This is a genomic window from Steroidobacter agaridevorans (assembly GCF_009932555.1).
GTDB lineage: Bacteria > Pseudomonadota > Gammaproteobacteria > Steroidobacterales > Steroidobacteraceae > Steroidobacter > Steroidobacter agaridevorans.
Genome location: NZ_BLJO01000005.1, coordinates 430,727 through 443,168 on the forward strand (window position 1 = coordinate 430,727; position 12,442 = coordinate 443,168).

Annotated in this window: 12 protein-coding genes; 5 read left to right on the forward strand and 7 right to left on the reverse strand. The window is 63.1% G+C overall.

The genetic code is table 11. From position 1 onward, the window contains the following. Window positions 1-759, reverse strand: a complete 759-nt coding sequence (locus GYH35_RS20040) for an outer membrane beta-barrel protein (protein WP_161812768.1) — start codon at window positions 757-759, stop codon at window positions 1-3. Window positions 760-880: 121 nt separating this feature from the next. Further along, window positions 881-1,621, reverse strand: coding sequence for a YceI family protein (locus GYH35_RS20045; RefSeq protein ID WP_161829318.1), 741 nt, complete (start codon window positions 1,619-1,621; stop codon window positions 881-883). A gap of 159 nt (window positions 1,622-1,780) precedes the next feature. On the opposite strand from GYH35_RS20045, the gene GYH35_RS20050 reads away from it, so the two are divergent. Then, the gene (locus GYH35_RS20050) at window positions 1,781-2,140 is read left to right on the forward strand and encodes a cupin domain-containing protein (RefSeq protein WP_202624440.1); all 360 of its coding nucleotides are present in this window, start codon (window positions 1,781-1,783) and stop codon (window positions 2,138-2,140) included. Between the two features lies 1 nt (window position 2,141). Here the strand turns inward: GYH35_RS20050 and GYH35_RS20055 are convergent, their stop codons facing one another. Both GYH35_RS20055 and GYH35_RS20060 read right to left on the reverse strand, forming a co-directional pair. Next, window positions 2,142-2,405: a hypothetical protein gene (locus GYH35_RS20055; RefSeq protein WP_161829319.1), complete on the reverse strand. Its 264-nt coding sequence runs from the start codon at window positions 2,403-2,405 to the stop codon at window positions 2,142-2,144. 180 nt (window positions 2,406-2,585) lie between these two features. Beyond that, the gene (locus GYH35_RS20060) at window positions 2,586-2,768 is read right to left on the reverse strand and encodes a hypothetical protein (RefSeq protein WP_161829320.1); all 183 of its coding nucleotides are present in this window, start codon (window positions 2,766-2,768) and stop codon (window positions 2,586-2,588) included. Window positions 2,769-2,865: 97 nt separating this feature from the next. Between GYH35_RS20060 and GYH35_RS20065 the strand changes: the two genes are divergently transcribed. The 3 genes from GYH35_RS20065 to GYH35_RS20075 all read left to right on the forward strand — a co-directional run bounded on the left by GYH35_RS20065 (window position 2,866) and on the right by GYH35_RS20075 (window position 6,028). Then, window positions 2,866-3,777 (forward strand): alpha/beta hydrolase, encoded by a 912-nt coding sequence (locus GYH35_RS20065; protein ID WP_161812763.1) that lies wholly within the window; start codon window positions 2,866-2,868, stop codon window positions 3,775-3,777. Window positions 3,778-3,875: 98 nt separating this feature from the next. After that, a complete protein-coding gene (locus GYH35_RS20070) occupies window positions 3,876-4,907 on the forward strand; it encodes a LacI family DNA-binding transcriptional regulator (RefSeq protein WP_161812762.1) in 1,032 nt (343 codons plus the stop codon). A gap of 38 nt (window positions 4,908-4,945) precedes the next feature. Further along, window positions 4,946-6,028, forward strand: a complete 1,083-nt coding sequence (locus tag GYH35_RS20075) for a serine hydrolase domain-containing protein (RefSeq protein ID WP_161812761.1) — start codon at window positions 4,946-4,948, stop codon at window positions 6,026-6,028. A gap of 12 nt (window positions 6,029-6,040) precedes the next feature. Here GYH35_RS20075 and GYH35_RS20080 read toward each other — a convergent pair whose 3' ends face one another. Continuing rightward, window positions 6,041-6,424, reverse strand: coding sequence for a hypothetical protein (locus GYH35_RS20080; protein WP_161829321.1), 384 nt, complete (start codon window positions 6,422-6,424; stop codon window positions 6,041-6,043). A 128-nt stretch (window positions 6,425-6,552) separates the two neighbouring features. Beyond that, complete coding sequence (locus GYH35_RS20085) at window positions 6,553-8,154, reverse strand: serine hydrolase domain-containing protein (RefSeq protein WP_161829322.1); 1,602 nt, start codon at window positions 8,152-8,154, stop codon at window positions 6,553-6,555. Window positions 8,155-8,567: 413 nt separating this feature from the next. Here GYH35_RS20085 and GYH35_RS20090 point away from each other — a divergent pair, with 413 nt between their 5' ends. Further along, window positions 8,568-10,979 (forward strand): putative bifunctional diguanylate cyclase/phosphodiesterase, encoded by a 2,412-nt coding sequence (locus tag GYH35_RS20090; RefSeq protein ID WP_161829323.1) that lies wholly within the window; start codon window positions 8,568-8,570, stop codon window positions 10,977-10,979. Here the strand turns inward: GYH35_RS20090 and GYH35_RS20095 are convergent. Continuing rightward, window positions 10,976-12,439: an efflux transporter outer membrane subunit gene (locus GYH35_RS20095; RefSeq protein ID WP_161812757.1), complete on the reverse strand. Its 1,464-nt coding sequence runs from the start codon at window positions 12,437-12,439 to the stop codon at window positions 10,976-10,978. The two genes, GYH35_RS20090 and GYH35_RS20095, sit on opposite strands and share 4 nt — an antisense overlap. Window positions 12,440-12,442: the final 3 nt, after the last annotated feature.

Here is a 12,442-nt window from a genome sequence, read left to right on the forward strand (position 1 = left end):
TTACAGCCCGAACAACACGCTCAGCGACGCCTGATCGATGCGGCTCTTGCCCATGATCTCGTTGGCCTGCAGATCGTCGGTGCGTTGATATTCGAGCCGCGCGGTCCAGCGCGGCAGAAATGCCCACTGCACGCCGGCGCCAACAGTGACAACTTCATCGCTGAAGTCGCGATCGATCGGCGGAGGATCGATGACCCTGCCGGTGCCGCCGACCGACCAGGTGCTCGACTCGACTTCCTGTTTGGCGAACAACACGCCGCCGCGGACAAACAATTCCCATTGCGAGCTCAGGGGCAGCGAGCCGAGCACCGACAACGCGGGCCCGCGCGAACTGACTGTGTAGCCGCGATTGATTTCGGTCGCAAAACTGGGATTCGGCGACAGGGCGGCCGATGGCCGATAGTGCTCGACCAGCGATGCCTCGCCCGAATCGACATAGGCGAGCTCTGCCGCCAGATACTTGTTGACGCGATACCCGACCGAGAAATTCCAGCCCACATCGGTTTCATCCGCCGAAAGGCCGGCGGGCAGGAATACCGCGACGGGCACGGCATACGCCGGAGGAGGCGCCAGATTGTACGGAGGCACTATCGTCAACCGGCCTGGATCGAAGGGATCGGGCAACGTCGCCACTGCGGGCGCCGGTCCGACGCCGGCTCGCTGGTCCAGACTTTGCTCACTGCGACCGCCGGCCGCGCCGACATAGAATCCAGGATCGGCAGCTTCGGCAATTTCACAGCTCAGTGAACCAACAAACATCACTGAAGCAGCTGCGCATCGAAACATTCCGCCCGTCATTGGCTCGCTCCGTGACATCGTACGATTGCATCGCTGACCGGGATGCAATCGTACGGCACGGCGATTCGATGCGCAGTAGATTTTACTTAGTCTGACCGCCCTCGCCGGTGGGCGCCTCTGCCTCGGACTTCGCCATCGGCGGTCCGGAGAATTCCGTTTCCACGATGACGTTCACTTCGTCGCTCACGCCGAACTTGGTGCCAGGCGCCGGAATACCGTACGTGATGCCGAAGTCGGAACGCTTGAGCACGCCCGTCGCGGAAAAACCGATGCGCGCGTTTGGATCCATGGGATGGCCGCGATAGCCGCCGTTGAAGCGCGCTTCCAGAACCATTGGCTTGGTGATGCCACGGATGGTCAGCTCACCGTTGATACGCATGGTGCGCGCACCGGTCGGTTCGACGCTGGTCGAGCGGAATGTGATTTCCGGATACTTCGCGCCGTTCAACCAGGTTTCGTTCAGCAGTTCGGCGTTGAAATCCACCTTGGCCGGATCGGGATAGTCCGTTTCCAACGATTTGGCGTCGATCACGACCGTGACATTGGAGGCGGCCAGATTGTTTGGATCGAACTGCAACTGCGCGGTGGCTTTCTTGAAACGCGCCGTGTAGTGCGAGAACCCGAGGTGATCGACGCGGAACAGAATGCTGGTGTGCGAAGGATCGAATGTGTACGCCCCGGCTGGAACGTCCACCGGCTCCTCCGCCGGCGCCGCGGCGGCGGCAGGTTGCGATACTTGCGCGGCGGGCTCCTTGGCAGCCTCTTGCTTGGGCGAGCAGGCGGCCAGAGCAGCGAGCACGCCGAGTACGAGTAATCGGTTCATTGCGTTGTTCCCTCTGAATGTAAGGCCAGATCGATGCGTCTGCCTTGAAGACGCACCAGCCCCGGCCCAGCCGACAAGGCGCGACAGAATAACTGTGCCGGCGTCTTTGTCAGAAACTGCCGCTTGGCGGACCGTGGCCCGCGCCGGATGATTTCGTTCATGAGCGCCATCAATTTCCAGGAGAAATTCTCCCGCTTCAGCGAGCGCTGGAGCCCGAAAGTGATCGCCGAAATGAACGACTACCAGTTCAAGCTGGTGCGCCTGCACGGCGAGTTCGTCTGGCATCAGCACGCCGACACCGACGAAGTCTTCATCGTGATCGAAGGCGCCATGACCCTCCGCTTCCGCGACCACGAAGTCCCACTGCGCGCCGGCGAGCTCTACGTGGTCCCCAAGGGCGTCGAACACCAGCCCTTCGCCGCCGACGAATGTAAAGTCATGCTGGTCGAGCCCAAAGGCGTCATCAACACCGGCGACACCGGCGGCTCGCTCACCGCCCAGAACGACGTCTGGATTTAGCTCAAGGACTGAGCAATTTCTGAAGCGCGGCCATGGCGTCACGGCCGTAACGAGCGGTCAGGCGCCACAGCAATTCTTGGTCGATGGTGCTTTTTCCGGCGGCGAGTGCGTAGCGAGCATCGGCCAGATCCTGCGGCCCGCCCGCAAAGAGCTTCATGGCGATGAAATCTTCAATGCATACGACTCGCAAAGCGCTGCCTTGGAAGGCAACTTCAACGGCACGCTGAAACGCCTCGTTTTCCAGGCCGCGCAGCCCCACCAGCAAGTCGACCCGATTCGAGCTGAGTGGTTATGGAAAGCACGGCATCGGCATCCATGCTGGCCCGTAGCACGCCATGCACAGAGGCAGCCATCGCCCCTATCACTGCATAACCCACTTGCTCGCGCGCCAGCACGTCGATCACGTCCAGCAACAGCAGCGCTGACTCACCCGAACGGCTGGTTCTCATGGGGATTTTGGTTGCCGAGACTCACGCGCTCGTTGGCCGGCCTGATATAGCTCCATCATCAAGCGGCTGTGAGTCAGGAACGCGTCCAAGCGCTGCTCCGGCGACAGGCGCTGCGTTGCTGCCAGCAGATCCTGATCGATTTCCTGACCGAGGCGTCGTTGTAACAGCTTGGAATCCATGGGCCGATTCTAACCAGCAGGCGATCCGGCGCCAGGGGTGCCTCCAAATCCGCCTGAATGGCGAAGTGCCACGCGAGGGTATTGGAGAGGTGGGCTCATGATCAGGCTGGCGTTGCTGGTTGCCGCTGTGGTGTTGACGGGCTGTGCCGCGCACGAGGGCAGGCCGAGCAATGCCCGGATCGGGTCGGTGAGCCCGGTGGATGTGACCGTGACCCGGGATTTCGTCTACACCCCGGCGGACTGGCCGCAGGCGCTGAAGGCGGATTTGTATAAGCCGGCGGGCAACGGGCCGTTTCCGGCGGTGGTCATGATCCATGGCGGGGGCTGGGAAGGCCGTTCGCGGGAGGACATGGACGAGATTTCGCAGCGGGTGGCCGAGCGCGGTTTCGTCGTACTGAACATGTCGTACCGGTTCGCTCCGCAGTGGCATTTCCCGGCGCAGCTCCAGGACGTGCAGCAGGCGGTGCTGTGGTTACGGGCGCATGCCTCGGATCTGAACGTGTTGAAGAACCGCATCGGCACCTGGGGTTACTCGGCGGGCGCTCATCTGGCGGCGCTGGCCGGCGTGACCAGTCCGAACGACAAATGGTACGTCGAGGGCACACGCGTGCAGGCGGTCGTAGCCGGCGGCACGCCGGTCGATATCCGCTACTACAAGGACGGCCCGCTGACCAACGGTCTGACCGGCGTGTCTTATGACGAAAATCCCGGCTTGTGGCGCGAAGCCTCGCCGCTGGCGCTGGTGAGCACCGACGACCCGCCGATGTTCCTGTATCACGGCACGTTCGACATCACGGTCGGCGTCAACAACGCGCACGCCATGTACGAGGCGCTGAATGCCAACAACATCCCGGCCGAGCTGTACCTGATCCGCGGCCTGGAACACTTGAGCACGTTCGTGGTCGACGCGCCGGTGGACACCGGCATCGACTTTCTCGACCTGTACCTGCGGACGGCCAAGCCGAAGCTGAGCGAGCAGTCATCCGAGGGCAATCGCATCCTCCGGTGACAGACCGGGCGCGTGCTGGGCAGGATGCCCGAATGCCGGGGGCGCAGGGATGCGCAGGACCGGCCATTTGGGGCGAAATCTAAGCTACCATCGCGCCCATGTCCGGGCGCAGAACAAGCATCAACGACGTCGCCAAGGCCGCCGGCGTCGCGATCAAAACAGTCTCGCGGGTGCTCAACAACGAGCCTAACGTTCGCGAAGAAACCCGCGCGCAAGTGCTGGCCGCCGTCAAACGGCTGAACTACCACCCCAGCCTGTCCGCCCGCAGTCTCGCCAGCCGGCGCTCGTACCTGGTCGGCCTGGTCTACGACAATCCCAGCGCCAACTACACCATCGAGGTCCAGCGGGGCGCGCTGGCCCGCTGTCGCGAAGCCAAGTTCCTGCTGTTGCTGCATGAAGTGGCCGGGCGCACCGAAGAGGTGATGCAGGACATCCTGACGTTCGCGAATCAGACCCACCTCGACGGCCTGATCGTCGCCCCGCCGCTGAGCGAATCCGCCGAACTGATCCGCGCGCTGGACGCTCAGGCGCTGCCGTTCGTGCGCATCGCGCCCAACGAAATCAAACATCGCTCGCCCTACGTCGACATCGACGATGAAGCCGCCGCGCGCGAGATGACCGAATACCTCATCGGCCTCGGCCATCGCAGCATCGGTTTCATCATCGGCCGTCCCGGCCACTTCGCCAGCGGCGAACGTCTGCGCGGCTACAAGGCGGCGCTGAAGAACCACAAGATTCCCTATGTTCCCGAGTACGTCCGGCAGGGCGACTTCCTGTTCGACTCGGGGCTGGAAATGACCCGTCAGTTGCTGGCGCTGCCGAAGCGGCCGACGGCTATTTTCGCGGGCAACGACGACATGGCCGCGGGCGCGCTCATGGCGGCCCACGAAATGGGCGTGCCGGTGCCGGCGCAATTGTCGGTGGCCGGCTTCGACGATGCGGCCATTGCCCGCACCGTATGGCCGCCGCTCACGACCATCTGCCAGCCCACCTATCAGCTGGCTTATCGCGCAGCCGACCTGTTGTTGGAAATGCTGCTTTCCGGAACGACACCGAAACCGGCGCGCCTGGCGCATACCTTGGTGCGCCGGGATTCGACCGCCGTGGCGCCGAATTCGAAACCCAAGTAACGTCGCCCCGCCAATCCACGGAATTACGGATCGCGACGATGCTGAGCCGCCCGGCCGCTAAATTGCTGACGATGATCGCGCTGGTCGCGGCATCCAGCGTCGCGGCCCCGCAGGAAGGCGCGCCCGTGGCCGATCCTCTGCCGCAGCTCACCCCAGACCGTGTCTATGCGCTGGATGCGGCGCTCGAGCGCATCCTGCAGGAGTTCTCGATTCCCGGGCTGGCGGTCGGCATCGTCGAGAACGGCGAGCCGGTCTACATGCGCGGCTTCGGCGTCCGCGACCAGGGAACGGATCAGCCGGTCAACGCGCACACGTTGTTTCATGTCGCGTCCATCACTCGCACGTTTACCGCCGCCGCCGTCATGCAACTGGCGGAGCGCGGACAGCTCGCACTCACCGATTCGATTGCCGATTCGTCCGTGACGGTTGGCCAACTCCTGACACGCGACGATGCGGCCTTCGACGCACTCGCTGGCATCATCGAAAGCGCGACTCATCAAAAATTTCCGCAGTACCTGCAAACGCGCGTGCTGGAGCCGGCCGGCATGGTTGAAAGCACGTTCGACGTGCCGCTCACCGCCAGCAACGTCGCGTGGCCGCACGCCGGTCACGTGTTCGTACGTCGCGCACCCAATTATCCCTGGGATGAAAAGGTGCTGCCGAGCGCCGGACTCAGCGCCAGTGTCGCCGATCTCACGCGCTGGGCTGCTTTGCATGTGAACCGCGATCCATCGCTGCTTGCGCCAGCCTCCTACGACGCTATGTTCAAACATCGGCGCGATGGCGAACGTGACAATGTCGGGATGGCGTTGGGCTGGCAACTCGAACGTCACGGCAGCGAATGGCTGCCCAGCCTGACGACCAAGCGCCGTGGCTTCTCGTCGTTGCTGACGCTCTATCCGTCGCAGCAACGCGCGATCGTGATTCTTTCCAATGGCGAGATGACGCCGGGCAAAGAAATCCGCGGCGTCATCGAATCGGTCCTGGCCGGCGAAGCGTGGCTGCCGCCAAAACCTTCGCTGTTGATGCGCAGCGACTTTCAATGGACGCTCGGCGGATTGCTGGCGATGTCCTTGCTGCTCGTCGCCGTGTCGGCGCATCGGCGTCGTCGACCGGGGTGAACGCGGGATAGCTCAGGATGAGCGACGCTCGACGCAGCGGGAAGCAACGCACAGCATGCGTGTGCTCGCCGTTTCGAGCGCTTCCATGTGGGTCTTCAGGTACTCCACTTCGTCCTGCAACGCGCGGTAGGTTTCCATCGCCTCCATGAGTGGCGCATCCTGCGCCATGAAATGGCTGGTGAGGGCCCGGTCATCCAGGCGCAGCAGCTCGATCGCGGTGCGCGCCACGACACCTCGAGCCTGCTCCCACGCAGCGCCGAATTTATTCAGATCGATCAACACCGGTGCGAACGTCATCGCCGCCCACTGCTCCGGGGTCGCCAGCCGCTCGGCGGCATGTTCGTCGGATTCGACGGCCGGCTGGTCGTCGTGGGGAAACCGGGACTCGTCTGCCATGCTCGCCTCCTGCAAGAGGGATCGGATCAGACGACGGTATTTACCCTGTTTTGGGATAATTGACTACGTCAAAGGCGCGCGCCGAACTACATTTCGGACGCGCGCCTTCGATTCACCCTGCGCGACTGCTACCGACTCACAGACTGAACGATCGGATCGAGGAACGGCGCGAGCACGGCGTAGTCGCCGTTCCAGTCATCGTCGTTCCAAACGCGGCTGCCCACCGACGAATCCGCCGCGGCTTGCGCGCCAGCGCGCACAGCCACGATGTCGAGGCTCGGGATGACGACGATCAGGCTGTCACCCAGGCCCCAGGCCCAGTACGCATCGCGGGGCACGTTCGGCAACTGGCCGTTGGCGTTCGTCCACCACAGCACGCCGTAATTGGTCGTCGCTCCGGGATATTCCGCTGCCAATGGATTGGGAAGATTGGCGTTCGTGGCCACCGGCGTGCTCACGGTTGATACGAAAGTCTCCTCGAGAACGCGCTGATCGTTGGCCCACATTCCTTTGCGGAGGAACAGCAGACCGACGCGCGCCATGGCATTGACGTTCACGAACATGCCTGAAGCGAGCTCGCGCTTGTAGGGCCCGCCGTCCTGGTCGCGGTACTGGTTGTCACGCCAATGCACGTCAGAGAGGGAACCGCCACCGGTCGGGCCAGACGAGCTGTTCAATCCGAGCGTCGTCCAGACATTCGCCTGAAGCGCCGTGGACAAGTCTTCAGCGAGCACCGCCGTCAGCACCTCGGCCAACCAGTTCAGACCGATATCGGAGTAGCGCCAGATCGTGCCGGGCCGGTCCACCAGTGTCGCCGCCGCGGGCTCGGCGGCTCCCGTGAGATCATCATCCTTGAGGAAGCCGGCGGTATGCGTCGCCAATTGCTCGATGGTGATCTCGCCCAACCAGCCGGTGGAGCCGTTGGCGAGCGGCTTGTTACCGATGGTCGGGAGCTTCGACGCCGCAGTGTCGCTGGGCCGCAGGCCGTTTTTCATGGCCAGCCCCAGCGCCATGCCGCCGATCGACTTGGTGGTCGACTTCATGTCATAGCGTTGATCGATCACGCCCCAGGAAGCCACTACCCGGCCGCCACGCACGATCATGCCGGCATTGTCGGCCTGATTCACCGTACCGCTGGTCCGCGCATAGTTGACCGCTTGATCGAGCACAGACTGATCCATGCCCACATCCGCTGCGGCGACTGTCGCCCAGCCGTGATTGACCGGGTCATCGTTCGCCGCGTCGGACGCCGGATATACCGCAGCTTGCGCCGGAGCGGGATTGACCGTGATAGTCACCGTATCCGTGCCGGTCGCGCTGCCGTCGTTCACCGACAGCGTGAGCACGTAGGTGCCTTCGGATGGGAATGTCACACTCGTGGCGGCGGCATTCGCCGTGCCGAATGTCACACCGCTCGGGCCGCTGGTCGCAGTCCACGCGTATGTGAGTGTCTGAGAAGCATCGTCTGTCGCCGAACCGTTCAGCTGCGCGGTCGCGGTTGGCCATTCGATTGTTTGAGGATCGCCAGCCTCCACAGTCGGCGCGGTATTCGCCGGTGTCGTTGGCGGAGGCGGATTTTGCTGAACCGGCGCGGTGGGCTGACCTCCGCCGCCGCCACCGCCGCCGCACGCAGCGATGGTCAAAGCCAATGAAATGCTGATCGCCGCCTGGCGACAACGCCGAATCATTTCGGAACGAGAGATCTGTGGCTCTCGTGGCATGACGCGCATTCGATGTTCCCCTCGCATGTTCTCGCGCTGTTACTTGTGCGCGATGCAAACAACGCACTGACTTTTCAGAAAGGTCCTGGGCTCCGTCAGAAAAAAACCCTGCTGCTTTCTATGCAGCTCGCGTGCCGTTCCAAAATCGCGGGCGAATGCTTCGCTGCGCGCGGTTGTTCGAATGTTTCTCTTGTACTTTTTGCAACGGAAGGCGCTGTGGCGGGGAATGTTTTTCCACGCCTGGACCTGCGATGTCAGTCGCAATTCTGGAGTCCGCCGGGGCGCGAGATCGGTCACAAAGCCGGCCGTTGGCGCCACGGGCTGGCCCCGGCTGTGAGCCGGTTAACATTTGCTAAAAACGGCAATACGTAGGCTGGCGCTATGTTCAATGTCTGGCCGCCGCCGCCTTTTTCCGCATTGCCATGATCCGCCGGCTACGTACTCGCATCATCGTGTTCGTCGTCGCGTTGCTGGCGGTGGTGCAGGTCGTGGCGTATGTGGTCGTCAGCTCGGCGAACTCGACCAACGCACGCGAGAAAATCGATTCCGAGCTGGCCGTCGGCGAACGCGTGTTTGCGCGGCTGCTGGATCAGAATCGCGAACGGCTTGCGCAAGCCGCACGCGTCATGGCGGCCGACTACGCACTGCGAGGCGCCATTGCCAGCGGCGATCAGGACACAGTGGTGTCCGCACTCACCAATCATGGCGGACGCATCAAAGCGGACATGACGCTGCTCGTGTCGCTGGATCACCGCGTCGTTGCCGACACGATCGCAAGCAACGAGCGCGGCCGGTTGTTCGAGTTTCCTCAGCTGGTCGACCAGGCCGCCCGCGAAGGCGGCGCTTCCTCCATCGAAGTGGTCAACGGCCGCGCTTATCAACTCGTCGTCGTGCCGGTGCTCGCGCCGACGCCGATGGCGTGGATCGCGGTGGGCTTCGTCATCGACGACAACGTAGTGTCCGAGCTGCAGCAGCTCACGTCGCTGCAAGTATCTTTCCTGGAGCGGCGCGATGCCGACCACCAGTGGGGCGTGCTCGCCTCGACGTTAGGCCCCTCGGCCGTCGACCTTGCACATCAATTGCCGGCCCTGCCGGGCGCCACGCTCGTGCATTCGATTGGCGTTGGCGAAAACGAACAGCAGTTGCGTGTGATTACATTCGATCGTCACGGCGATCGCGCACTCGTCGCCGTCCTGCAGCGCTCGGTCGCAGCCGCGGTCGCCGCGTTCGATCGCTTGCAGCAGACACTCGCAGCTCTCGGCATCGTCAGCATGCTGCTCTCCATCGGCGGCGCCGTGGCAATCGCCATGAACATCACGCGCCCTATCACGCAACTGACCAAGGCGGCGGCGCGGATCCATGATGGCGACTATTCCAATCCCGTCAGCGTGACCCGCGCGGACGAAATCGGCGCGCTCGCCAAAACGCTCAACCACATGCGCGAAGGTATCGCCGAACGTCAACAGGAAATCCTGCGGCTCGCCTACCGAGACCAGCTCACCGATCTGCCGAATCGCGCGCTGTTTCATGACCGGCTCGAACACGCCATCTTGAATGCGCATCGCACCGGCGCGACGTTGAGCGTGCTGATGATGGACCTGGACCGCTTCAAGTACGTCAACGATTCGCTCGGTCATGGCGTCGGCGATCATGTGCTGCGCGAAGTGGCGAACCGTTTGAGCGCGCTGCTGCGGCAGGTCGACACCATTGCGCGTCTCGGCGGCGACGAATTCGCGATCCTGCTCGAGAACGTCGACGAACGTTACGTCACCAAGGTCGCGCTGAAGATTCTGCAGGCACTGGAACATCCCATCCGCTACGAGGATCAGCCGCTCGACGTCGGCGGCAGCATCGGCATCGCGCACTTCCCCGAGCACGGCGAGAACAGCAGCAAGCTGCTGCGTAACGCCGACATCGCGATGTATGTAGCCAAACGAAACAAAGGCGGCTACGCCGTCTACGACGCGAGCTACGACACGCATCAGCAGGAACATCTGTCGCTGCTGAGCGAGATTCGCCAGGCCGTCGAAGGCCATCAGCTGCGCGTGTACTACCAGCCGAAGGTCGGGCTCCTGTCGGGTGTGGTCGAAGGGGTGGAGGCGCTGCTGCGCTGGGAACATCCGCGCCGAGGCTTCGTCTCGCCGGGCGATTTCATTCCTTTCGCCGAGCACACCGGCTACATCAAGGTACTGACGCGCTGGGTTCTCGAGCAGGCCATTCGCCAGTGCGGACAGTGGCGCTCGAACGGCATGCCGCTGCAAGTGTCGGTGAACATCTCGGCGCGCGATCTGCTCAATCGCGAGCTGCCCGATCTGATCGTTCAACTGCTCGATCGCTACGGCACACCCGCGTCGCTGCTGTGCCTGGAGATCACCGAGAGCGGTTTCATGGAAGATCCGGCGCACTCACAGCGGGTGCTGGAGCGCTTGCACGAGTTGGGCGTCGTGTTGTCGATCGATGACTACGGCACGGGCTATTCGTCGCTGAGCTATGTGGCGCGGCTGCCGGTCGATGAGTTGAAGATCGATCGTTCCTTCGTCAAGCAGATGAGCGACTCGACGACCGCAACCATCGTGCGCTCCACGATCGAGCTCGGTCACAGCCTGGGACTGAAAGTGGTGGCCGAAGGCGTCGAAGACGAAGCGGATCTGCGCACTCTGCGCGTTTACGGCTGCGATCAGGCGCAGGGATATTTCATGAGCCGGCCGCTGCCGGCCAAGGAACTGGAAGAGTGGCTGAAGCACTCGCCCTGGTCGCGACCGGCGAGAGTGCGGGAGGTCTCGTTAGAAGAGACCTCCAGCAAAGTCACAGTACTGAAGCTGCGCGGCGCTTAGCGCTGCGCTGTCAGAGGCTCCGCCTGATCGCCCAGCCCGCCACCCACGGCGAGCGCCAGATCGATCGTATTGAGCAAAGCATCGCGCTGAGCCGCGACCAGATCGATCTGCGCCTGATACAACCCACGGCGCACATCGAGCAGCTCCAGATAGGCGATATCGCCCTGCGCGTAACGCAGCTCCGCCAGCTCGGTCGCACGACTCAACGCCGCAACCTGCTGATCGTTCGCTTCACGCACGCCCGCAATCAGCGCCTGCCCTTGCAAAGAGTCCAGCACTTCACGGAACGCCTGCTGCACAGTGCGCGCATATTCCGACTTGCGCTGCTCTCTCACCGCCTCCGCACGAGAAACATTCGCGCGCAGCCGTCCGCCCTGGAAAATAGGCTGCAGAATGCCACCCGTCGCCGACCAGATTTTCGCAGGACTGGTGAACAGATCATCCAGCTCGGGACTTGCCCGGCCAAACGCGCCAGTGATGCTGATGCTCGGGAATAACTGAGCCCGCGCGACGCCGATATCCGCAGCTGACGCATTGAGCGCCGCTTCGGCCGCACCAATATCTGGACGCTGTGTCAGCACCGACGAAGGCAACGCCGCAGGCAACTGCACGGACGCCGGCAGACTGATTCCCTGCACGCTGATGGCTTCGTCCACCAACGCTTTCGGCGAGTGGCCCAACAGCACGCCCAGCGCGTTCGTCAGTTGCACCACTTGCAGTTCGAGCTGACGCGTCGAGACGCGAGTCGCCGCGGCATCGGCTTCGGCGCGCTTGAACGTGAATTCATCGCTCTCGCCCGATTCGTAACGCAGCTTCTCGAGATCCGACGCTTCCTCACGCGACTTCAATGTGTCACGTCCGCGCGCCAATTGCTCGGCCGCTGCGATCAACGAGAAGTAAGTGCGGGCGACTTCGCCGGTGAGGCTGAGCTTGGTCGCCTCGCGACCGTACTCAGTGTTCAGCAGCTGCGCACGCGCCGACTCCGAGGCGCGCTGATACTTGCCCCACAGGTCGAGCTCGTACGCCACCGTTCCCTGCACCGTGTACACGGTTTGCTGGGTCGGGAAGCCGGGAATGTTGTCGAATCCCTGCTGCGCCAAAGACGCTTCGCTCTGCTTCGTTCGGGTGACGTCACCTTCGAGATTGAGGGTCGGCAGTCGATCCGCGTTGCTGATGCGCAGATACGAACGTGCCTCCATCACCCGAGCCGCCGCGATCTGCGCATCCGGGTTGTGCTTCAGCGCCTCGATGACGAGCTCATTGAGCCGCGCATCGTTGAACAACGTCCACCACGGATTCGGCAGCGGCGACGTCTCCGCTGCCTGCTGCGGCAGAGCATCCGGCAGCGGCAGCTCCGGCTTTTGCGGATCCACTTTCGACACGAAGCAACCGCCGAGGACGGCTGCAATTGCAGCCGTCAGCGTCACTCGAGTTGCGGTTCTTATTACTTGCCTGCTCATTGC